Raw genomic sequence first — 22,371 nt, 5'->3', positions numbered from 1 at the left:
GATCGCTACCACTCCTCGTCGTAACGAAATTTTACATCTCGGGGCGAAATCTCTATGATCGGGCGCTGGAGATGGCATTCCTCCACTTACCAACCGCTGCGCCCATAGCAGCTGATGATGCCTACAGACACCTGATCAAGACAGGGCTGTAGGCGTTCGCGCGCGAAATCCCCTTTTGGTCAGGCTCACGTTCCTTTGTGTGGCTGACCCCATGTCAAAACTCAGAAAACCTGAACAACTCGACCTGCTTCCCTACATCGGCAAATGGCTGGTGCTAGCCAGTGCCGTAGCGCTTCTAGCGGGATCGGCTTCCGCGCTGTTTCTGTTCTCCCTCGATCACGCGACCCAATGGCGTGAAACCCACCGCTGGGCCATCTGGCTGTTGCCCGTGGCGGGCTTTGCTGTGGGGCTGGTTTACCACCTGATCGGCAAGCCAGTGGACGCGGGCAACAACCTGCTGATCGACGAAATCCACGACCCCAAGAAAACCGTGCCACTGCGCATGGTGCCTCTGGTGCTTGCGGGCACCGTGATTTCCCATTTGTTTGGCGCGTCGGTCGGGCGTGAAGGCACTGCCGTGCAAATGGGCGGCGCGCTGGCCGATCAGATAACCCACCTGTTCCGCCTGCGCCGTGAAGATCGCCGCATCATGCTCATGGCAGGCATCAGCGCAGGCTTCGCTTCCGTCTTTGGTACGCCCTTGGCCGGAGCATTGTTCGGTCTTGAAGTGCTCGCCATCGGCCGCATGCGCTACGACGCGCTGTTTCCGTGCATGGTCGCCGCCATCGTCGCTGATCAGGTCGGGCTGCTCTGGGGCGTCGTGCACACCCACTACGTCATCGGCGAGATCGCCCCCGTGCAGTTCTGGACGGTGATAGCCGTGGTCGGCGCAGGCATCGTGTTCGGGCTGGCGGGGCTGCTGTTCGCCACCGCCACCCACACCCTTGGTGCATGGATAAAAAAGCTGATTCCCTACTCGCCGTTGCGCCCTGTGCTCGGCGGGATCGTGGTGGCAACAGCGGTGTGGGCCCTGGACGCCTACCAGTACATCGGCTTGGGCATTCCGGGCATCGTTCAGTCTTTTGCAGTGCCGGTCGCGCCCTGGGACTGGTTCGGCAAGCTGGCGTTTACGGTCGCCTCACTCGGCACAGGGTTCAAAGGTGGTGAGGTCACGCCGCTGTTCTACATCGGCGCGACGCTGGGCAATGCCCTTGCACCGCTGCTACACCTGCCGTTCTCGATGCTCGCCGGCATCGGCTTCGTCGCGGTCTTCGCTGGCGCCGCCAACACCCCGCTGGCGACCATCGTCATGGCCATGGAGCTGTTCGGCCCCGAGATCGCCCCGCTCGCCGCGATTGCCTGCATCGCCAGCTATCTGGTGTCCGGTCATACCGGGATCTATCACGCCCAGCGCGTGGGCCACAGCAAACATCGTCACGTGCTGCCCACTGATATCCGCCTTTCGGAGATCAAGACCTTTCACGCGCAACGCAACGCAACGAGCACACCAAAACCGGTCGTCGAGGACAAGCAGAAATGAATGAGTCAAAACCGAATCGCCTGACCCTGTTGCAACTGTACTTTCCAAGTGCGAGCCGTGCTCGTGTGACCCGGTTCTGGCACCGACTCAGTCCTCCTGCGCTCGCTCAACACCTGTTGAGAGTAGCCACTGCGGCGAAGATCGAGCAGGTGATTCTTCGCACCGTGACCGCAGGTTACTTACCCGGTCAGCGCCTTTCCCATCATCACCCTGAGCTGGGCGGGATGCGTCATCCCCAGTGTCTGGAGCTGCTGGATACCGAGGATCGATTACGTGCGTTTCTGAGCGATCACGCTGAAGAACTGCGCAAAGTCCGCGCAGTACTGATGCTTTGTGAGCTGCCAATTTTGGACGGCTCCATCTCACACGGGACTTCAAGTAGAAGGCGCAATTCCCCATCACCACACCCTCTGACTGGAGCACGGCAGCATGTATCGAATCTACAACGCTCGTCCAACGCCAACCTCCCATGGCTGGTTTGACGCAAACAGGCAGCTGTTGATCCGGCTGCTGTGGTGGTCTTTGCTGGTTGCCGCGATCTCCGCGAGTCAGTGGGTCTCCAGTGACGGCTGGTACAGCATTACCGAAGTGGAAGGTGCGGTGGTGGCGTCACGGGAATTGAATGAAGCGACTTGTAAAGCCGAGGTTCCTGCCACCGCCATTGCCTGCATGCCCGGTCATCAACTGCGTGCCCAACGACACTGATGATCGGGCTCACACCGGCTCCGCCCCACTCAACGATGGGAACAGATATTTTGAGACACATAGTCATGCCTGAAGAGACGCAAACATTAGCCCGACGACGCACTTCGAACGGGAGAGTCAACCCATGAAATTGCTGATGGCTAGCGTTGGGCTGGGCCTGCTGTTGGGACGGTACTTCACAGACGCCTTGCCTGACTTTGCACTGCTGTTCGTGGCAAGCATGGTGGTTGCTGCCACGATCTTTCATCACGCTGCTCACCTGAAGGAGAAGTTTCGTGCGTTGACCGCTTACTGCCTGAGCATCATGGCGGCCTCCACACAAATGTCAGAGCTGTTTCAGTTTGGTCAGGAGGGGCATTTGGGGCCGCTGGCGGGCGAAGTCCCCGAACTCATCGTCGGGGCATTTCTGGTGCCCGCTATCGCCATTGCGGCGGTTACCTGTTCATGCTGGTTCGAGCGGAGTGACGACCCCAGACCCTCAATGTCCTCGCCGATGCGACGCGCCGACAAGTACGTCGCCATTGGCCGGGAACTGTCGCTGCACGAATGCCACGCCAATTAGTAACCAGCACGAGCCGACCAGGAATCCGCAGATCACATCGCTGAGGTAATGCAGGCTGAGGAATAGCCTGCTCAAGCAAATCGCGGCGATGATCGTGGCTGACCAGATTCCGACCTCGACCCTGAAGCCTCGGGTGGGAAGTTCGCGGGCGATGATGAAGCCTATAAATCCAATGACAACAGTAGCGGCAGTCGCATGACCACTCGGAAACGATGGGTTCGCCTCGGTAATGCCTTGAAGAAAATCAGGCCTGGCTCGGTCGATCCCATATTTGACTACCCAGGTCGTCACCTCTGCACCCAAGAACGAAGTCCACAGGGGGATCAGTATTGCCAACCGGCCCATCGCCCATAGTAGCGCCGACACAATCACCATGATCACGCCCATTGAGAGGATCGTGCCCAGAGACGTGACCTGCACGAAGATCTGAAGCAGCCAGGGAGTACGAAACGGCTCGAACAGCGCATTCACCTGAGCGTCGATGGGGGCCATGCCACTCCACTTCAGTACCAGACAGGCCAGCACGAGTATGAGGCTCCCCATGATCGCGGCGGCTGACAGCAAGTGTCTGAACTCAAACCCAACGTTTGCCCCGGAACATGGCGACTTGGGCCTTTTCAAAAGCGCCGAGCGAACGATAAGCCGCCCGACAAACACCATCAGAACCACCCCGGCCAGAAAACCCACTGCGTTCGTGTTGGTGCTCATCCTTCCTCCAATGACCTGCATACGCCCCAGCGGGGACTGTGTCTGAGCGCGCGTAAAGAGCCCGTGAAATCTACATGTACGTTTCCTCATGTGCTGTTGGAGCGATAGTGATCCCCGCCAGTTATAACGTCCAAGACCTAAATACAATGCTTTCTATAAGCAGTGCCTATACCCCGCCCGCATGCATCTGGGGCCATGCCAAAGGCGGCCCGGCCGCTATGCGTTGAAACGGGGCCTGTTGATCAGTCGGATGGTGAGCTGTCCGGCAACCCTTTAACATTGATGCCAGTATTCGATCAGATGCGGGTTAAGCGGTGAGTATCAACTTCGATCTAAACGACCTGTTGGCCTTTCGCGGCGTTGTCGAGCAAGGCAGCTTCCGGCGCGCGGCCGACTCGATCCGCATCACGCAGTCTGCGCTGAGTCGTCGGATCGAGAAGCTTGAGACAGCGCTGGGCGTCAAGCTTTTCGAGCGGACGACACGAAGGGTCACGCTGACCAATGTCGGACGCGCGTTTTTGCCCCAGGTGGAACGACTGCTCGACGATCTTGATCTGGCGTTGTTGAGTGTGGGTGATGGCGGGGCCTTGCGCACCGGGACGCTGACGATCGCCTGCGTCCCCTCCGCCGCCTACTACTTCATGCCCCATGCGATCCGGGATTTCCACTCGCAGTACCCCAGGATCAAGATCAGGCTCATCGACGCCTCGGCCAATGAAGTCAGCGCAGCGGTGGCCTCGGGCGAGGCAGATTTCGGCGTGAGCTTTACAGGAAACCTGGCCCCTGAAATCGAGTTCAGTCTGCTCATGGAAGAGCGCTATGTGATCGCCTGCCGCAAGGATCACCCGATCGCCTCGAGAAGCTCGATCACCTGGGCCGAAGCCTATCAGCATGATTACATCACCCTGGATAAGTCCTCCGGAAACCGACTGGTCATCGACCGGGCGTTGCCCGCAGTCCGGTTTGCCAGGGAAAGCGTTTGCGAAGCCCGTCATGTGACGACGGTCCTCGGTCTGATCGAGGCAGGCCTGGGGCTGGCGGCAGTGCCTTCCATCGCCATGCCGGTGGCGACCCATCCCATTCTTGCCAGCGTCGCCCTCACGGAACCTGAAGTGGTGAGGCAAATGGGATTGCTCAAGCGCCGCGGGCGTACCTTGACGCCTGCGGCGCTGGCGCTGGAGCGGCTTATACGCGAACTGCCTGCGCGCTTAGCGAGGGACTGAATCCAGGCCACTGGAGCGAACGGTGACCTGAGCTTGCGGGGATGCCAGATACTCCAGAAGCCGTCTGGCTTCAGCCGGATGCTGCGCATTTTTCGGGATACCACCGGCGAAGCGGGTGACGGACTGGACGTCTTCCGGAATTTTGCCCACGAAGGTAATGCCTGGCACCGGAAGCAGTTCTGCCACTTGCTGGAATCCGAGCTCGTAATCACCCTTCGCGACGACCGAGCCCACCGGGATACGCTCGATCATCTTGCTTTTGGGCGCAAGCTGATCCTCAATCCCGAGCTTCTTGAACAGTTCGTTCTCGATGTAGACCCCACTGGCGCTGTCGGAATAGGCAACGGATCTTGCGCTGAGGAGCACCTTTTTCAATTCTGCATCAGTGGCAATGGACGGCGTACCCGCGCCAGCCTTGACGGCCATGCCGATGCGCGAATCGGCCAGTTCGACGCGCGAGTCCGGATCGACCTTGCCCTGCTTGATCAGCTCATCCAGGGCGTAGCCCACCATGATGACCACATCGGCGTGCTCCCCGCGCGCCAGTCGGTTGGGAATCGCTTCCGGCGCCTTGCCCATGGACGGACCGAGCACTGTGTTCAACGTGTTGGCGCTGCTCTTTGCATAGGCGGGAGCCAGCCCTTGATAGGCAGCCGTAAAGCCGCCCGATGTCATCACGGTCAGCTCCTCGGCGTGGGCAGCGGCGCTGAACGCCCATCCAGCCAGTAACAGCGCGTGGCAGGTTTTGAATAACGATGGCATGAGCACTTCCTTGAATTAAGCAGTTGCAAGAGATTGAGCAGACAGGCGGCGGTACAACACCAGCGTCGCGACAAACGCGCAAAGCGCGGCGAAGATCATCCAGTACGCGGGCGCTGCTTTGTCCCCCGTCATGTGAATCAACCAAGTTGAAACGGCGGGCGTGAAACCGCCGAATATCGCGGTCGCGAGGCTGTACGCCAGGGAGAAACCGGCGACCCGAACCTCCACGGGCATGATCTCCGTGAGTGCCGGAATCATTGCGCCGTTGTAGATCCCGTACAGGAAAGAGAACCAGAGCAACACCTCAAGCATGTGTGCGAAAGAAGGCGCTTGAGCCAGGAACGACAGCGCGGGATACGCCGTGATCAGGGTCAGTAACGACATGGCCGCCAGCAGCGGCTTACGCCCGAAGCGGTCGCTCAGGGCGCCACCGATGGGCAGCCAGATGAAGTTGGAAACACCCACCAGCAGCGTGACAATCAGCGCGTCGCTGGTAGAAAGCTGCAGGACCGTTTTGCCGAAGGTCGGCGCATACACGGTGATCATGTAAAACGCGGTCGTGGTCATGGCGACCATCAGCATGCCCAGGAACACAATGCTGGCATTGTTGTAGAGCGTGTTGAACACGTCCTTCATCGTCGGTCGATGGGTGCGATTCGCAAATTCTTCGGTCTCCTGCAGGCTGCGACGCAACAGGAAAATGAACGGGATGATCAGGCAGCCGATCCCGAACGGAATTCGCCAGCCCCATTGCGCCAGATCGACCGGCGTCAACCAGAGATTCAGGGCGAAGCCCAATCCCGCTGCGACGACGATGGCCACCTGTTGACTCGCCGACTGCCAGCTCGCATAGAAGCCTTTTCGGCCAGGCGTCGCCATTTCCGCCAGGTACACGGATACGCCGCCCATCTCCGCGCCCGCCGAGAACCCCTGCAATAGCCGCCCCAGCAGCACCAGCGCCGGAGCCCACAGCCCGATGCTGGCGTAACCGGGGACCAGCACGATGAGCAAGGTGCCGCTGGCCATGATTGCCAGCGTGACGATCAATCCCTTGCGACGGCCGACATCATCGATGTAGGCCCCCAGCAATACGGCGCCGAGTGGCCGCATCAGAAACCCCGCGCCGAACACGGCGAAGGTCATCATGAGCGAGGCGAATTCATTGGAGGCGGGAAAAAAGGCGGCTGCGATATGGGTGGCGTAAAAGCCGAAAAGGAAAAAGTCGAACTGTTCCAGGAAGTTTCCGGACGTGACCCGAAAGACCATGCCTGCCTTCGACGCGCCTCTGGAAGCGAGGTTTGGCTGTTGCATTGTGTTCTCCAGCGTTTTTTAGAGTGTTTGTAAGCGCTTGTAACTGGAGATTCTGTGGGAAACGGACGCATTCGATAATCGCTGAATTTTCATCTATTGATGCGCAAAAGCGATCACTGCCTGCATCGTTGTCGTTGTTTGCAAGGCCATCGGCCCACTTCGTCTGTCATCTCGCCTTGACCGTCCACAGCTGATCGATTCGGGTGGTGAAGCTTTGGCTCATCAGGTCCCGGCGCATGGCCCATCCCGGGTCTCGAGGCACGCTGGCGACCCGCAGCGTGCCGCGGCCCCAGCGGCCGTTGATGCCGTCCAGCACACTCATGATTCGGCTGGCAGCCTGCGTCTGGACGTGGGCGAACAGGTCGTCGGTGAACTCGCCAGGCTGGCGCAGATCCATGAGCAGGACCTCGGCCTTGCTGTATTTGTAGCCCGGGCGGAAGACTCGATCGACGGCCTCGGTCGCACGTTTCGTCATCAGGCGAACATCGTTGGTGGGGTACGGCAGTTCTATCAGCGCGCCATTGGCGTACCGGGCCTCTTGCATATTGAACATGCCGGTACGGATGCTCACGCGGATCGTCTTGCAAAGCGAGTTCTGCGCCCGGAGCTTTTCCGCCGCCCGATGCATATAAGTGGCCACCGCTTCCTTGATCGGCGCGATCTCGGTCAGGCGCTCGCCGAACATCCGGCTGCAGCAGATTTCCTGCTTGGGCACGTCCGCCTCAGCCAATTCCAGGCAGGAAGTACCCGCCAGCTCCCGCGCGGTTTTCTCGATCACCACGCTGAACTTCTGGCGAAGCGTCCAGGCGTCCGACCTCGCCAAATCCATCGCGGTTTTGATCCCCATCACGTCCAGGTGAGCCTTCATCCTTCTGCCGATGCCCCAGACCTCCCCTACGTCAGTGTTGCGCAAGGTCCAGTCGCGCTTGAAGGCCTCGCAAATGTCCACCACGCCGCCGGTCTTGTCGAGAAGACGCTTGGCCGTGTGATTGGCGAGCTTTGCCAGGGTCTTGGTGCGGGCGATGCCCACCCCGACGGGAATGCCGGTGCGCTTGTAGATGGTCGAGCGAATCTTGCGTCCAAACGCCGTCAGGTCGCCGGGAATGCCGGTCAGGTCCGCGAAGGCTTCGTCGATGCTGTACACCTCCAGCGCCGGCACCATCGACTCGATGATCGTCATCACTCGCTCGCTCATGTCGCCGTAGAGCGCATAGTTGCTGCTGAACGCGACCACGCCGTTGCGACGCAGATGGTCTCTGATCTGAAAGTACGGCTGCCCCATTTTCACGAAAGGCTTGGCGTCGTAGCTGCGCGCGATGACGCAACCGTCGTTGTTCGACAGCACCACGATGGGCGTCTTCGCAAGATCAGGCCTGAAGACCCGCTCGCAGCTGGCGTAGAAACTGTTGCAGTCGATCAGCGCGAAGACCGGCTCAGGGTTTGTCATGATCGCGAACGCTGTATTTCACCACGCCCCAGATCACCAGTTCGTCGCCCTCCATTACGTGGCGCGGCGGGTATTTCGGATTCTCCGACATCAGGATCAATTCGTTCTCACGCCTGTGCAGCCGCTTGCACAGCGGCTCGGTGTTGAGCGCGGCGATGACGATGTCGCCATGTTCAGCGTCGAGACTGCGATCGACGATCACGATGTCGCCGTGATAGATACCGGCACCTTGCATGCTGTCTCCGTCGATCTTCACCAGGTACACATGGGGCGCACGGATGTCGAAAAGCTCGTCCAGCGATATATGCTTTTCGATGTGATCGGCGGCAGGCGACGGGAAGCCTGCCGGAACGTGGAACGAGTAGAGCGGCAGTTTTTCGCCGCCCGCCGAAAGTGGCCCGAGAAAGGTGATGCTCATGTTGCAGCCTTGTGCAGGATAACTGTATGTATATACAGTTAACGATTTACGCCGCTTGCGGTCAATCTTATGCGCATGACATTTCGACGGGTGACAGGCCTGGATGAGCCGCACCAGTAACGTGAGGAGAGAATACGTTGAGCCATGAACCGCAATCGCGACTGTTTTTCGCCCTGGGTTGCCCGCCGGCGCTGAGGAAGTCTATCTCTCAATGGCGAACAGCGTTGTCGCTGCGCGGCGGTCGTCCGGTGCCCACCGCTAACTTTCACCTCACGCTGCTGTTTCTGGGATCCGTCGACAAGGCGCAGATCCCGCAGATTTGCGCCGCCGCAGCCAGGATCAAAATGCCGGGAACACCGCTGACAGTGGTTCTCGACCGGCTGGATGCCTGGCGTCAATCGAAAGCGCTGGTGCTCACGCCCGAGGAAGCCCCTCCCCAGCTGCTGCGCCTGTCCTACGCGCTGGAACAGGCGATGCTGGCTTTCACGAGCGATCAGAAGCACAAGGAATTTCGCCCGCACTTGACGCTGACACGTGACTATCAGGGCTCGGTGCCGGAGGCGGAAACTCCTTGCGAATTCGTGCTGCGAGCGGACCGCTTCACGCTTTACGAATCCCATAAAGGCCAGTACCGCGTGGTGGCGCAGTGGCCGCTGCTTCCGGTTGCCTAGGCCGGTTGACGGACAGGTTCTGCGCGCCAGTGCCTGCCCAGCCACTCGGCGGTCTGTTCCAGGGGGATGGGTCTGGAGACCAGATAGCCTTGAACGAATGAACAGCCCAATGCCTTGAGCACCTCAAGTTCTTCCAAACGCTCCACGCCCTCGCTGACGCACTCGAGTGCCATGTCGGCGCTCAATGCGATCAGTGATTTGACGATCTTGTAGCTGGCGGCATTGCCTTCGATCCCACTGATGAACGTGCGATCGATCTTGAGTTTGGTCAGCGCCAGGGCATGAAGCTGACTCAGGCTGGAATAGCCGGTGCCGAAGTCATCCAGGGAGACGCCGCAGCCCAGCTCGCGGAACGCGTTGATCGCACAGCGGGCCTGATCCAGATCCTGTATGACGGCCGTTTCGGTGATTTCGAAGTCCAACCGGTGCGGCGCGAAACCGCTGCGCTCAATGACGCCGATGATCTTGATCACGGCGTCCCTGGAGCCGCAGTCATGGGCTGAAAGGTTGAACGAAAGCCGAACATCGTCGGGCCAGAACGAAGCACCGGCCAAGGCTTTCTTCAGCAGCGGCAGCGTCAGCCGGTTGATGAAGCCGATGCGCTCGGCCACCGGAATGAACAGGCCTGGCGCCACAGGTCCCAGATCGGGGCTGACCCAGCGCGCCAGCGCCTCGAACGCCACTGTTCGCCCCGTGTGGACGTCGACGATGGGCTGAAACACCAGATCGAACTCTTCGACGATGTTGGCCCGTCGCAACCCCTGTTCGGTCGCGCCGTCGCGCTTGAGGTCGCGGTAGTGCGCCGTCGAAAACAGACACAGTGTCCCGGCGCCCGCGCGCTTGCTGTCGTACAGCGCGTAATCGGCGAATTCGTAAGCTTCCACGGCATCGCTGGCCATGTCCGGAAAGATCACCAGCCCAAGGGAGGCGCTGATCGCGATCTGGATGTTGCCGATGATGAAGGGCTCGCGCAGCGCGTCGCTTATGCGGTCGCCCACGGCGATCAGGTCCTGCTCTGACTCGACGTGCTGAACCAGCAGGCCGAACTCATCGCCGCCGAGCCGCGCCAGTTGCACATCCGCCGTCACAAATTCCAGCAGACGCTGCCCGACCTGAAACAGCAGCTTGTCCCCTACCCTGTGCCCATAAACATCGTTCACCGGCTTGAAGCCATCGAGGTCGATGAGTCCAATGGCCAGTTTCGCCCCGTCCAGCCGAGCTTGCGCCAGGCCCTGATCGAGCAGCGAGAAAAACCGTCGCCGATTCGGCAATCCGGTCAGGCTGTCTTCGTTGGCGAGCCGCTGGTTTTCTTCGCTGAGTTTTTCCGAGCGGGCCTGGGTGTTCACCAACCGCGTGAAGTCCTGATACTGGTCGTGCATCACCAGGATCATCGCCGCGGACACCAGCAGCACGTTGATCGCCATGGCGGTGTAAGTGGGGTTGCCCGCCGCCAGAAAAAACACCACGAATGCCAGGTTGACCACCACCGTGGTGGTCAGCGCGGCGGAGCGCAAGTGCATCAGACAGAAGATGCAGGCGATGACGGTTATCGCCATGTAGAACGCGACGTGGGAACGGGTATAGCTGTCCCCGTACGGGAAAAGGGCCAACGCCCAGGCGGTGAAACTCAGGGCGATGAAGAACGCCAGACGGTTGGTGCGCGTGAGTGTCTTGAAAACCCGTTCGGGTGTGGCAGGCACGCTTCGCAAGCGCCACCACATCAAGGCGCGCCCACTGCCCAGCAGTGTCAGCGCAGCCGGTACATAAAGCGCAAGCCAGCGCGGCGCAATGGTGTAGTGCGTGGCAGCCAGGGCCAAAGTGTTGATCAGCAGAATCGCGTACATGATCGGCAACTGCCGGGACAGCGCGACGTACTGAGCTTTCAGTAAGCGGGGATTGTCGCGCTGCACCGTGATCAACGGCCTCAGACGGTGCAAAAAGGAACTCTTCATGGTTGATGCTCAAGCGCTCACGAAATCACGAGAATGCTGTTGGTCACAGCAGTAAAGCGCTTATTACGCCTGCCTTATCCATCGGCCATGGATGGCATTTCTGAATACCGCTCATAGCATTAAATGGGGAGCAAAGCTTTGAACGGCGCGGCCTGCAGCATTCTCAGCCGATAAAATGGCGACGAGTTACGCGCGTCGTGTCAGCGCGTCTGACCGCGTCGCAGAGCGGTCCGGGCACGATCATCATGCCCGTTGCAGTCCGCTGATCCCGGCAAGTGCGGCGTCAGGTCTTCGGCCAACCAACAGCGCTGGCGTAACCTGCTAGATTCAATGGGAGTCAGTTGCCTGAACATCTGTTTATTCCCAGGCAGATCGTCAAGGAATGTCAGTCGTGTGCCGTTGATACGTTGTTTCCCGCTGCAAATGGCTCATACCTTCATTAACGAGAGGGATGACTCATGAAAGCCATTTACGTTGCGGTATTCGCAGCACTGCTGATCGGCTGCGCGTCCGACGGACACAATCCGGTAAAGGACGCGCACTCGCCACCGCCAACCGGCGCCAGGCAACTCAGCGGCACCGAAATCTCCGGTCAATTCATTGGCCGCCCCCATCAGAGCGTGACCTCAAGCGGACAGACGTTCACCGAGGTGCTGTCGCCCGACGGCAACGCCAGGATTCAGATCAGCGGCAATCCCGAAGCAACCGGGAAATGGAAGATCACCGGCGACGTCATTTGCGTGACGTATTCGGCCTACGGCGAGGAATGCAACATTGTGAAAGCCGACGACCACGGTTTCTGGTTCGTCGACACCGCCAAGGGCACCACCAATAACCAGTTTCCTCGGTAAATCCGGCACGCCATAGCGCGTCCGCTCGGGGTTCATGCCCGCTGAATCCCGGGCCGGGTCTGCGAATGCAGCGTTCGCCTCCAGATAGCTGCATGCCCGCCACGCGCCGGATGATTGCGTCCGGCGCGAAGACCCAGTGGATTGTTCCGTCCCCTGAACACTGATTTCAGCGCCGCCCCGTATATGGCTATGCGCGGGCTCGTTACAGTCTCTCCGTCCCGATTGGACTCCCATTGCCACTCACCCGCCGGCGCGCCAATAAGCCCTGCCCAGAGCGGTTTCGGCGTGGCGGCGCGGCAGGTGCACGAGTGTCATCACGCGGTGGGGTGCGAGCCGTTCTTCAATCGACGATTACGTCGTCCCTGCAAACAGAGGTGATCATGAAGCTGTATTTTTCTCCGGGCTCCTGCGGGTTGTCCCCACAGATCGCGTTACGCGAGGCCGGGCTGGATTTCGATCTGGTCAAAGTGGATTTCAGCACCAAGCAGACCGCTGAAGGCGATTACTACGCGGTCACGGCCAAAGGCTTTGTCCCGGCGCTGCAATTGGACGACGGCGATGTCATCACCGAAGGCGCCGTGATCCTGCAATGGATCGCTGATCAGCGTCCTGAGCGTCAACTGCTGCCCGCACCTGGCACCCGCCAGCGCTACGAGGCCATGGAATGGTTGAACTACGTCGCGACCGACCTGCACAAAGGCATGGCCGTGATGTTCTCATCGTTCGTGGACGCCGATTCCAAGCGCCGTTTCGCCGAGGGCAATCTGGCGAACGTGTTCGCGAACATCGACGGGCATCTCTCAACACACGATTACCTGCTGGGGGACCGGTTTTCCCTGGCCGACGCCTACCTGTTCAACGTGCTGACCTGGCCTTCACGGGTGAACATCGACCTCTCGGGTTACGCTCATATCCAGCAATTCCTCGGGCGCATGGAGCTGCGTCCGGCCGTACGCGCAGCCCTCATTGCTGAAGGACTTCGTGCCGCGTAGCTGACCAACCGACGAACCGGAGGACCTTGACCTTCACTCCTCACCTTGCGTCGCCACCGACGATGGTGCTCGGCGCAAGGTGCTGGTGTTGCCGAACAACTCGGCGACCCAGTCGATGAACACGCGCACTTTCGCCGAAAGGTGACGGTTTTCCGGGTACACCGCGTACACCGGCAGTGGCTCGTTGACCCAATCCTCCAGCACGACCATCAGACGCCCGTCCTTCACCAGAGGCGCCATCAGAAAACTCGCCATCTGCACGATGCCCAGTCCGGACAGCCCTGCCGCGGTGCAGGCGTAACTGTCGCTCAGGGCAATGTGGCTGGACAGCGCCACCTGCACACGCTCACCCGCTCGCGTGAAATACCAGTCGAACATCTTGCCGGTGCGTGCGGAGAAATAGTTGACGCAGCGGTGACGGGCAAGATCGCTGGGGTGCAGCGGGCGACCATAGCGTTCCAGATAGGCCGGTGAGGCGCAGGTGGCGTACTGCATGGCGCCGACGCTTCGGGCGATCAATCGGGAATCCGCGAGCTGGCGACCGCCGCGTATGGCGCAGTCCACCCCTTCTTCGAGCAGCTCAACCGGGCGGTCGCTGCAGCCCAGTTCCAGGCAGATGTCGGGGTAGCGTTGAAAAAAATCCGGCAGCGCCGGAATGATCACCTCGCTGGCAAGGCCCGTGGGTGCATCGACCCGCAGACGACCTGACGGGCTCAGTCGGTTTTGCGAGACGGCGTCTTCCGCATCCCGCACCTGCGCCAGAATGCGCAGGCAGCGCTCATAGAACGAAGCGCCGTCGGCGGTGACGCTGACGTGGCGGGTGGTGCGGTTCAGCAGCCTGACCGAAAGCGATGCTTCCAGGGACTGGATGAGGGTCGTCACTGTCGCCTTGGGCATCTTCATGTTTTCGGAGGCACGGGTGAATCCACCCGAGTCCACGACCTGTACGAAGACTTCCATTGCCAGCAATTTGTTGAACACGGCCCCTCCTCCTTCGGTCCCTCGCGGGATGACTGCTTTGGCCAGCAGTCGCCCAATGTGCCATCGAGTCGGGGCGAAGACCATGCCCCTCACGCACCTTGGGCAATGAGCAGCTCGCGCAGTTGTGCAACGTCCTTGAGTCGCTCCAGATGGTTGATCTGCTCGATCAGACGCTCGCCGCGATCCTGACCAATCACCGGAACGATCAAGTCACGGACCTTGTTGTTTACCGCCTCCACGCTCAAGGGGTTTTCCTTCGTACCGGACGGAAAACGGGTGTAATGCGTAACGGTCCGGCCATCGGTCATCGTCACGCTGACCTTGGCACCGCGCGGGGCTGCGGGGTCGTCCAGCGCGGGATCGGCGAACACCTTGATCTTGCTGCGTTGCGCGACCAGCCCGGGGTCATGCATCAGCGCGGCATCGTGGCTGTCGACGAACGACACCTGACCTTTGACCAGCGCCACGGCCACCATGTGGGCACAGTTCACGTCCGGCATGGCGCTGTCACCGACGATGCCGACCGCATCGCTCGGCACCCTGACTTCGATGCTCCGAACGTTGTCCGGGGTCAGTCCATGGGCCTTGCGCAAGGTGAGGATGGCGTCGAGGGGCGACTGGATCGGGTAGCCGACCGAGTACGTCTTGATCGCGGTTTCGACCACGAAGAAACGCTTGCCGAGGCCGTCCACCATCTGCTCCGGCCGGGGCTGGGTCGAGAGCGCAATCAACAGATTGTGAGTGCCGTCCAGCACGTCGGCGACGCCCGTCATGCCGGCCTGGACCATGCTCACCGCCTGAACCCCGTTACGCGCCCCCATGCCGGCAAAATCGAATGCCTTTTCGATATGGTCATGGTCTTTGACCCAGCTCCAGATGCCCGACTCCTGCTGCGCGGCATAGGACAAGGCATAACAGGTGTTCAGCGCGTCCAACTGGGCCAGCGATGCCGCCCCGGCGACCGCGCCAAAGGTGGCCGCGGTGCCCTCGGCGCTGCGATGCGAACCCCTGACCAGATCAGGCCCGAGCGCCATCAGCAAACGGCAGCCCGTGTCATACCCCAGCGCCACCGCGCGCATGAACGCCTCGCCGCTACTGTGGCGCGACTCGCCCATGGCCAGCGCAGCAGGCACGACCGAACTGCCCGGGTGGGCTTTGGTCACCGGTTCGAAGTCATCGGTTTCATCGGAGTGCGCGCACATTGCATTGGCCAGTGCCGCGTTGATGGCAGTGGTACGAAACCCCGACCCGACGACAGAGGCCTGCTCCGTGCCGCCCTGGCCCGCGACGTAGCGAAGGGCAAGTTGGCCCGGGCGCATCTGCGAACCGGAAATCATCGCGCCGAAGGTATCCAGAATGTGGTTCTTGCAGGCCACCGCCACGGCGTCCGGCAACGGAAGATCCCGAGAGGCGACAATGTAACGGGCAAGCTGCGCCGTGATGTCGCCGGTTTTTTCCGACGCCAGCAGCGCTCCGCAGGGCGTCAGTCCGACCGCAAGCAGTGCACCGCCTTGCAGCACCCGGCGACGGGACCACGATAATGTGTTCATGGAGCCTCCAGTGTCCCGTCGTGATGGACGCGGGACGATTATTGTCATGGGAGATGAAACGGCACCGCGCTGGAAGGCTCAGGCCTTTGAGGTCGCCGCCTTGGCAATCTCGGCAGCCGAGGCCAGCGACTCGACATTGCGACACAGCTGGATGAGGTGCTCAGCCTGAGTCTGCGACAGGATGTCTTTGGCCAGATCGAGGAATTTTGCGTCCAGTTGCTGATCCGTCATGGGCACTTCGACGCTGCCGATCGCGTGCTCGATAAATTTGTGCAGCGTACGTCCGTCGTTGAGGGTGATGGTCATGTCGACCTGCTCGGGCTTGATCGCGGGGTCGATGGTCGCCACCACCCGATCGCGCAATTTAACGACCGTCGGATCCTGCACCGCCTGATCGCTGTATTGGCGCTCGCCCGCGGCGCCCTGAACGATCGCAACGGCAACGGAGTGGTAAATGCTGAATTTGCCCTCCAGACCGATCTTCGGGGTTTTCTTGCCCGTCAGCTCGATCACGAGCGGGTGAACCTTCAAGTCGACTCTGGCGATCTGGTCAGCGGTCAGCTTGTATTCGTTGCGCAACTGGATGGCCGCATCGAGGGCCGGGTGGATCACGATCCCGCAGGCAAAGGGTTTGTAGGTATTGAGCGCGGACTCGTAGTGGCTGCCCAATCCGTCGGTGATCTGAGTGAAATCCTGCTTGGTGCTGATGGTGTGCGCCCAGCCACGTTTCGCCTCGATCATCATCTCCGAGCTGGTGTAGTTCTGGGCGGCCAGCAAGGCTGCGAACAGACCGTTGCTCGCTGCCCGGCCAGGGTTGAAGCTTTTGTTCATCGATCCGAATGACTCCCGCAGCCCGACCGGCTGCGAGGCCGCCAGCCCCAGTGCCCAGACCATCTGCTGCTCAGTCAGCCCAAGCAGCTTGCCCGCCGCCGCGGCAGCACCGAACACCCCGGCGGTGCCCGTGATGTGCCAGCCCACATCGTAATGTTCCGGGTAAACGGAATTGCCGATCCGGCACTCGGTTTCAACGCCCAGAACCAAGGCGTTGAGAAACGCCTTTCCAGACACCGGCCGATACTCCGAAAGGGCCAGAATCGCCGAAACCACTGGCCCGGCCGGGTGGATGATGGTTTTCAGGTGCGTGTCGTCGAAGTCGAAAATGTGGCTGGCGACGCCATTCAGAAACGCCGCGTTCATGATGTCGAACCGCTCGCTGCGCCCCAGCAGACTCGCTTGTTCTGGCCCCGAAAACGGTTTCAGCGCAACGATCGCTCGCTCAACCGTCTCATGATGGGAGCCACCGACCGCAACACCGACCCAGTTCATCAGCGTGCGGCAGCCTTCCCTGCGCACGTTGGCGGGCAGATCCTCATATCGGGCCTTCACCAGGTAGGCGGCGAGGATCCGGGTGACGTCTTTACCCTCCGAAGCGTTCGCGCCACCGGCGACAGCCGTTGAGTTGGACGCACCCGATGCCTTGGGCTCAGCCGAAAATGCCAGGCCCGGGGCGGCTGCGGCGACGGACCCAATGGCGCCAGCCTTGAGCAGTGTGCGGCGGTTGAAAGAATTCATGGATGCTCCTGTGCTTGTCATTATCTGGATGCATGTGCTTTCACGCAGCGATGATCATGACGCACAACTTCTGCTAAGTTAATTGCAATAATGTTGGGTACTTATGCATGGTTAACATGAATGTGGAGATGGGAGATCTGCGCGCGCTGGTGGCCGTGGCGGAGCTTGGAAGCTTCAGTGCTGCCGCCAGAGAGCTGCATCTGTCGCAGCCCGCGTTGTCCAGACGGATCTCGAAACTGGAGAGCAATCTGGGCGTGCGACTGCTGGAGCGGACGACCCGCCGCGTCGAGCTGACGGCCACCGGACGCGAGTTCGCCCGTAAAGCGCGTCAGGTGGTCAACACGTTCGACGAGTCGTTCATGGGGATAAAAGAAGGCACGAGCACCCTGCGCGGTGAGGTCACTGTCGCTTGCGTGCCGACCGCCGTGCATCACTGCCTGCTGACGGTACTGACCGAATATCAACGGCTGTACCCGCGCATTCTGGTCCGCGTGCTGGACGAAGGCGCCAGTGACGTGCTGTCCACGGTGGCGCGCAACGAGGCCGACTTCGGCATCAACTACATCGGTGTGCAGGAAGCGAATCTGGAGTTCGTCCCGATCTTCAAGGAGCGATTCGTGGTGGCCTGCCGTCGTGACCATGCGCTGGCGTCCCGGCGTTCGGTCACCTGGGCGGAGCTGACCCGGCACGACTACATCGCAGTGAGCAAGGCCAGCGGCAACCGTTTGCTGCTGGACCTGGCACTGGCGGACGTTCCCGACCTGCCCACGGCCATCTGCGAAGCCCGGCACGTCCGGACTGTGGTCGACATGGTGGCCGCCGGTCTGGGCGTCGCGGCGGTTCCGCAACTGGCGATTCCGCCTCACCTGATGCGCTCGGAATTATGCGCCGTGCCGTTGATCAAGCCCGTGCTCAACCGCACCAGCGGGCTGATCAAGCGCCGCGGACGCGTGCTCTCTCCAGCCGCCGAGCGCCTGTACCAGATGATCCTGTCTTCGACCGCGAACGGTCAGGAAGCCGCCGGCGATCGATGATCCAGCGCAAATCGCCTCGTTCACCGAGCATCGGCACCTGTGCTGATGTCTACCGAATCGCACCCGTTTCGGTGGTCTGATGCAGCCTGGAAGCCTCCTGTAAGGATTGATGATGCGTGGACGCAAACCCATGAGACCTTCGACAGCCGATCCCGGCCGCGAAGGCCTGGCGTTGAACAGTGGCAACAGCGCGACGGTCTTTCGACTGACCTTGAGCTTCATGCTGCTCATGGTGATTTCATTCCTGGCCGTCGAGGGGTGGAGGTCCTGGAGGGACTACCGGCATGCGTATGCGTCCGCCCAGGACTCCGCCAGAAACCTTGCCCAGGCCACGGCGCAACACGCCGAAGATGCCGTCCGCCAGGTCGATGTGCTGACCGCCGAGTTGCGCGAGCGCGTCGAGGGCGACGGGCTCGGCAACATCGATGTTCCCCGGATCCGCGCCCTGCTCGACCAGCAAACCAGGATCATGCCGCAGCTTCAGGGCTTGTTCATCTATGCGGCGAACGGCGACTGGGTCGTGACCAATCAGTACATCACCCCCGAAACGGCCAATAATGCCGACCGTGAATATTTCGCCTTCCACCGCACCCATCCCGGGCGAGAGATTCGCATCGGCAACGTTGTGAAAAGCCGCTCCTCGCGGGAGCTGGTCATTCCCATATCCCGTCGGCTGGACAACCCCGATGGATCGTTTGCCGGCGTGCTTCTCGGCACCATCAAGGTCAGCTATTTCCTCGACTATTACGGGGATTTCAAGATTGATGACAAAGGCGCGCTGGTGCTGGCGATGCGCAGCGGCGAAGTGCTGGTCAGGCGCCCGTTCGTGGCCCCGACGACAGACCGCAGCCTTGCGCAGAGCGAGATTTTCACCCGCTATCTCCCGTTTTCGAACGAAGGTGTCGCCGAGGTCAAGGCGGTCATCGACAACACCTACAGGCTATATGCCTACAGAGCGCTGACGTCGTATCCGCTCGTCGTGGAAGCGGGCCTTTCGCGGGAGTCTTTCGTGGGGCCATGGCGCCATGATCTGTTCAAGACCGGCATGGTGCTGCTCGTGCTCATCGCCGGACTCAGCGGTTTCGGGGTGTTGGTGCTGACCCAGCTGCGTGCGCGCATCGAACTGGAGGAGCAGATCCGCATTGCGCATCAGACGGTGCACGACATGGCGCTGACAGACAGCCTGACGGGCCTGGGGAATCGTCGAAAGCTGGATATCGCATTGGCACAGGAGCTGGAACGGGCGCGGCGCCAAGGCACGCCTCTGGCGCTGATCATGCTGGATGTCGATTACTTCAAGCGCTTCAACGACCGCTATGGCCACCCTGCCGGTGACGAGTGTCTGCGCCAGGTGGCGTCGGCCATCCGACAAGCCCTCAAGCGGCCAGCGGACCTGGCGGTGCGTTACGGCGGTGAAGAGTTCACGGTGCTGCTGCCGGACACGGATGCCCACGGCGCCGGGCAGTTGGCCGAGGAGATATTGCAAGCCGTTCGGGCGCTGGACATCGAACATGCCGATCATCCGCTCGGCAGGGTGACCGCAAGCGCGGGCGTCGCCTGCGGCACACCGGCCAGGGACGGCACCACGCCGGCAGGCCTGATCAAGTCGGCGGATGCATTCTTGTACGTTGCGAAGAACGGCGGCCGGAACCGGTGGTGTTCCGAGGCGGCCAGCAGTGTGCTGGATTACGAAGCGCCGTAGGCCTGACGTCGGCTGCAGTCGAAAAACGCAGTCCGGCCCGCACGCTGAACCCACCGACGCCGCAGCGCTTCATACGCTTCCATGGGGCGCGAGATGTTCACTCAGGTAGTCCAACAGGACGCTCACCTTCGGCAACGATTCGCGGGTCTTGAGCCAGACAAGGTTCATCGGCAGACCTTCCGTTGCAAGCTCGGGCAGAACCTCAACCAGGCGCCCCTCATCGAGATGCCCCTGAACCAGCCAGGTAGGCAATTGCGCAATGCCATAGCCCGCCAGTGTTGCCGACACTTCGCCTTCGCCGTCACCCACCGCAATGCGGGGATGGATGACGCGTCGCTCCTGATCGCCCGGCAGACGGCCCTTGAGAAACCACGGGCCAACCTGCCCATCCGTGAGCCCATATGCGATGCAGTGATGGTTCTCCAGTTCCGTGACTGAACGCGGCGTACCGAACTCACTGAGGTAACGCGGTGCCGCGCAGAACACCAGACGCTGGGCGCCTATGAACCGGTGGCCAAGACCGGAATGCCAGGCGTCCGGCCCACCGATTCGAACGACGATGTCGATCCCCTCATGGACCGGATCGACAAAGCGATCCGAGAAGGAAATGTGCGGGTGAAGCGACGGATACGCCCGACCGAACTCGAGTATCAACGGCAGCACGTGCAGGCGTCCGTAGGAAGCTGGCAAGTCGATCCGCACCCGACCATGGGGCTCATGCCGGTCAGAAGCGATCTCCAGCTCCGATTCCTCAAGGTCAGCCAGCACGCCGGTGCAGGTGCGGTAATACTTGACGCCCGCCTCGGTCAGAGAAAGCCGTCGGGTGGTCCGGGCGAACAGGCGCTGTCCCAATCGCTGCTCCAGCCGGGCGACGCTCTTGCTGACCGCCGATGCCGTCAGATTCAGGCGCAGCGCGGCACTGGCGAAGCTGCCCACATCAGCGACCGTGACGAACACATCGATTCCTTTAAGCCGCTCCGAAGAATACATGGCACCTCTCGATTACTGAATCCAGTTCCGCATGACCGATCATTTATATCCCGGATGAGACGGCAAATCTCTAATAGGCTATGCCAAAATCCCTTGGAGCGTCACCTTTCATGCATCCCTCGACCACAGAAGCGGTGGCAGCGCCCTCCGCTTTCGCGCGATCCGCCGTTCAGATCCTCATCATGGCGGTCGCCGCCTTCATCATCGTCACCACCGAGTTCCTGATCGTCGGGCTGTTGCCGGCGATGGCGCGCGACCTCAACGTCTCGGTGGCCGTAGCCGGTCAGGTGGTCACGCTCTTCGCGTTCACCGTGATGCTGTTCGGGCCTGTCCTCACAGCCAGACTGGCGGGCGTCGAACGCAAGAAACTGTTCACGCTGATCCTGCTGGTTTTCGCGGCGTCCAACGTGCTTGCCGCGTTGTCGACCAACATCTGGGTAATGGCGCTGGCGCGGTTCATCCCTGCGCTCGGCTTGCCGGTCTTCTGGGGAACCGCCAGCGAGACCGCCGGGCAACTCGCAGGTCCCGGTAACTCTGGCAAAGCCGTCTCGCGGGTTTATCTGGGCATCTCCGCCGCGCTGGTCTTCGGCGTGCCGTTGGGTACCGTTGCGGCTGACTCCCTCGGATGGCGCGGCAGCTTCTGGGTGCTTGCCGTCATCTCGTTGATCATCGCGGCGCTCATGCAGCTTTGCATGCCCACGCTCCCCTCGTCCCCGCAGAAACAGCAAGGCGAGAAACAGACCGACATCCTCAAACAGCCACGTTTTCTCGCCCACATTCTGCTGTCGGTGCTGACGTTCACAGCGATGTTCACGGCCTACACCTACCTGGCCGACATCCTGCAAAGCCTGGCCGGCGTTCCGGCAAACCAAGTGGGATGGTGGCTGATGGGGTTCGGCGCCGTGGGCATGATCGGCAACCACTGGGGCGGAGCGCTGGTGGATCGCTACCCGCTTGGGGCGATGGTCTTGTTCCTGATCGTGCTGGGCGTCGGCATGACCGCCGCCGCGCCTCTGGCGGCCAATCATCCCTGGCTGATCTGCGCGCTGGCAGTATGGGGCGTGGCGTACACGGCACTCTTCCCCATCTGCCAGGTCCGGGTGATGCAGGCAGGCGCGAAAGCCCAGGCGCTCGCGGCGTCGCTGAACATTTCGGCGGCAAACGCGGGTATCGGGCTAGGCGCAATCCTCGGCGGTCTGGGCATCGGCCAATTCGGCCTCGGCGCACTGGGCTGGATCGCGACGGTGATTGCAGCGATGGCGGTCGTCATCGCGCTGCTCATGATGCGCAAGCGCTAGGGCCGCACCTCATTACCAGCGGAACGCCGTCGAAGACACAGGGGCATCGGCCTCCTGTGCTTCCAGCCCGGCGGCGTGTCCGTGGTTATGCGACTATGGCTT

At 61.1% G+C, this 22,371-nt stretch carries 20 protein-coding genes, 1 pseudogene and 1 riboswitch; of the genes and pseudogenes, 11 read left to right on the top strand and 10 right to left on the bottom strand.

Annotation, left to right across the window (positions count from 1 at the left end):
- The first annotated feature begins 58 nt into the window (after window positions 1–58).
- Window positions 59–131, top strand: a riboswitch (Fluoride riboswitch).
- Window positions 132–211: 80 nt separating this feature from the next.
- The 4 genes and pseudogenes from QRN36_RS14740 to QRN36_RS14730 all read left to right on the top strand — a co-directional run bounded on the left by QRN36_RS14740 (window position 212) and on the right by QRN36_RS14730 (window position 2,807).
- Window positions 212–1,540, top strand: a complete 1,329-nt coding sequence (locus QRN36_RS14740) for a voltage-gated chloride channel family protein (protein WP_285424711.1) — start codon at window positions 212–214, stop codon at window positions 1,538–1,540.
- Window positions 1,537–1,899: pseudogene (locus tag QRN36_RS27470) on the top strand (hypothetical protein); the annotation flags it as partial. The gene QRN36_RS14740 and the pseudogene QRN36_RS27470, both read left to right, overlap by 4 nt.
- A gap of 70 nt (window positions 1,900–1,969) precedes the next feature.
- Window positions 1,970–2,245, top strand: coding sequence for a hypothetical protein (locus tag QRN36_RS14735; RefSeq protein WP_285424710.1), 276 nt, complete (start codon window positions 1,970–1,972; stop codon window positions 2,243–2,245).
- Window positions 2,246–2,369: 124 nt separating this feature from the next.
- Window positions 2,370–2,807, top strand: coding sequence for a hypothetical protein (locus QRN36_RS14730; RefSeq protein ID WP_285424709.1), 438 nt, complete (start codon window positions 2,370–2,372; stop codon window positions 2,805–2,807).
- Here QRN36_RS14730 and QRN36_RS14725 read toward each other — a convergent pair.
- Entirely contained in the window at window positions 2,724–3,515 is a 792-nt protein-coding gene (locus tag QRN36_RS14725) for a phosphatase PAP2 family protein (RefSeq protein WP_285424708.1), read from the bottom strand. The two genes, QRN36_RS14730 and QRN36_RS14725, sit on opposite strands and share 84 nt — an antisense overlap.
- A gap of 314 nt (window positions 3,516–3,829) precedes the next feature.
- Here QRN36_RS14725 and QRN36_RS14720 point away from each other — a divergent pair, with 314 nt between their 5' ends.
- Window positions 3,830–4,738: a LysR family transcriptional regulator gene (locus QRN36_RS14720; protein WP_285424707.1), complete on the top strand. Its 909-nt coding sequence runs from the start codon at window positions 3,830–3,832 to the stop codon at window positions 4,736–4,738.
- On the opposite strand, the gene QRN36_RS14715 is transcribed toward QRN36_RS14720, so the two are convergent.
- The 4 genes from QRN36_RS14715 to QRN36_RS14700 all read right to left on the bottom strand — a co-directional run bounded on the left by QRN36_RS14715 (window position 4,724) and on the right by QRN36_RS14700 (window position 8,676).
- The gene (locus QRN36_RS14715; protein WP_285424706.1) at window positions 4,724–5,500 is read right to left on the bottom strand and encodes a substrate-binding domain-containing protein; all 777 of its coding nucleotides are present in this window, start codon (window positions 5,498–5,500) and stop codon (window positions 4,724–4,726) included. The genes QRN36_RS14720 and QRN36_RS14715 overlap by 15 nt on opposite strands.
- Before the next feature lie 15 nt (window positions 5,501–5,515).
- Entirely contained in the window at window positions 5,516–6,811 is a 1,296-nt protein-coding gene (locus QRN36_RS14710) for an MFS transporter (protein ID WP_285424705.1), read from the bottom strand.
- A gap of 166 nt (window positions 6,812–6,977) precedes the next feature.
- Window positions 6,978–8,258 (bottom strand): Y-family DNA polymerase, encoded by a 1,281-nt coding sequence (locus tag QRN36_RS14705; RefSeq protein WP_285424704.1) that lies wholly within the window; start codon window positions 8,256–8,258, stop codon window positions 6,978–6,980.
- On the bottom strand, window positions 8,245–8,676 hold the full coding sequence (locus QRN36_RS14700) for a LexA family transcriptional regulator (RefSeq protein WP_093458193.1): 432 nt from the start codon (window positions 8,674–8,676) through the stop codon (window positions 8,245–8,247). Before QRN36_RS14700 ends, QRN36_RS14705 begins: the two co-directional genes overlap by 14 nt.
- 137 nt (window positions 8,677–8,813) lie before the next feature.
- Between QRN36_RS14700 and thpR the strand changes: the two genes are divergently transcribed.
- Window positions 8,814–9,347: an RNA 2',3'-cyclic phosphodiesterase gene (gene thpR / locus QRN36_RS14695; protein WP_285424703.1), complete on the top strand. Its 534-nt coding sequence runs from the start codon at window positions 8,814–8,816 to the stop codon at window positions 9,345–9,347.
- Here thpR and QRN36_RS14690 read toward each other — a convergent pair.
- A complete protein-coding gene (locus QRN36_RS14690; RefSeq protein WP_285424702.1) occupies window positions 9,344–11,299 on the bottom strand; it encodes a bifunctional diguanylate cyclase/phosphodiesterase in 1,956 nt (651 codons plus the stop codon). The two genes, thpR and QRN36_RS14690, sit on opposite strands and share 4 nt — an antisense overlap.
- Window positions 11,300–11,757: 458 nt before the next feature.
- Here QRN36_RS14690 and QRN36_RS14685 point away from each other — a divergent pair, with 458 nt between their 5' ends.
- The gene (locus QRN36_RS14685; RefSeq protein WP_285424701.1) at window positions 11,758–12,150 is read left to right on the top strand and encodes a hypothetical protein; all 393 of its coding nucleotides are present in this window, start codon (window positions 11,758–11,760) and stop codon (window positions 12,148–12,150) included.
- A gap of 380 nt (window positions 12,151–12,530) precedes the next feature.
- Window positions 12,531–13,142, top strand: coding sequence for a glutathione transferase GstA (gstA, locus tag QRN36_RS14680; protein ID WP_285424700.1), 612 nt, complete (start codon window positions 12,531–12,533; stop codon window positions 13,140–13,142).
- A 33-nt stretch (window positions 13,143–13,175) separates the two neighbouring features.
- Here gstA and QRN36_RS14675 read toward each other — a convergent pair whose 3' ends face one another.
- The 3 genes from QRN36_RS14675 to QRN36_RS14665 form a co-directional block, all read right to left on the bottom strand.
- Window positions 13,176–14,123: a LysR family transcriptional regulator gene (locus tag QRN36_RS14675; protein ID WP_285424698.1), complete on the bottom strand. Its 948-nt coding sequence runs from the start codon at window positions 14,121–14,123 to the stop codon at window positions 13,176–13,178.
- An 89-nt stretch (window positions 14,124–14,212) separates the two neighbouring features.
- Window positions 14,213–15,673, bottom strand: coding sequence for an MmgE/PrpD family protein (locus QRN36_RS14670; protein WP_285424697.1), 1,461 nt, complete (start codon window positions 15,671–15,673; stop codon window positions 14,213–14,215).
- A 78-nt stretch (window positions 15,674–15,751) separates the two neighbouring features.
- The gene (locus QRN36_RS14665; RefSeq protein ID WP_285424696.1) at window positions 15,752–17,245 is read right to left on the bottom strand and encodes an MmgE/PrpD family protein; all 1,494 of its coding nucleotides are present in this window, start codon (window positions 17,243–17,245) and stop codon (window positions 15,752–15,754) included.
- A 116-nt stretch (window positions 17,246–17,361) separates the two neighbouring features.
- Between QRN36_RS14665 and QRN36_RS14660 the strand changes: the two genes are divergently transcribed.
- A complete protein-coding gene (locus QRN36_RS14660) occupies window positions 17,362–18,279 on the top strand; it encodes a LysR family transcriptional regulator (RefSeq protein WP_285424814.1) in 918 nt (305 codons plus the stop codon).
- A gap of 112 nt (window positions 18,280–18,391) precedes the next feature.
- A complete protein-coding gene (locus QRN36_RS14655) occupies window positions 18,392–19,981 on the top strand; it encodes a diguanylate cyclase (RefSeq protein ID WP_373568751.1) in 1,590 nt (529 codons plus the stop codon).
- A gap of 69 nt (window positions 19,982–20,050) precedes the next feature.
- Here QRN36_RS14655 and QRN36_RS14650 read toward each other — a convergent pair whose 3' ends face one another.
- The gene (locus tag QRN36_RS14650; protein WP_285424695.1) at window positions 20,051–20,971 is read right to left on the bottom strand and encodes a LysR family transcriptional regulator; all 921 of its coding nucleotides are present in this window, start codon (window positions 20,969–20,971) and stop codon (window positions 20,051–20,053) included.
- Between the two features lie 110 nt (window positions 20,972–21,081).
- Here QRN36_RS14650 and QRN36_RS14645 point away from each other — a divergent pair, with 110 nt between their 5' ends.
- Window positions 21,082–22,269 (top strand): MFS transporter, encoded by a 1,188-nt coding sequence (locus tag QRN36_RS14645; RefSeq protein WP_285424694.1) that lies wholly within the window; start codon window positions 21,082–21,084, stop codon window positions 22,267–22,269.
- Window positions 22,270–22,371: the final 102 nt, after the last annotated feature.

Source organism: Pseudomonas sp. efr-133-TYG-103a, assembly GCF_030209235.1.
Classification (GTDB): Bacteria; Pseudomonadota; Gammaproteobacteria; order Pseudomonadales; family Pseudomonadaceae; genus Aquipseudomonas.
This window is presented reverse-complemented; position numbering and strand designations above follow the sequence as displayed.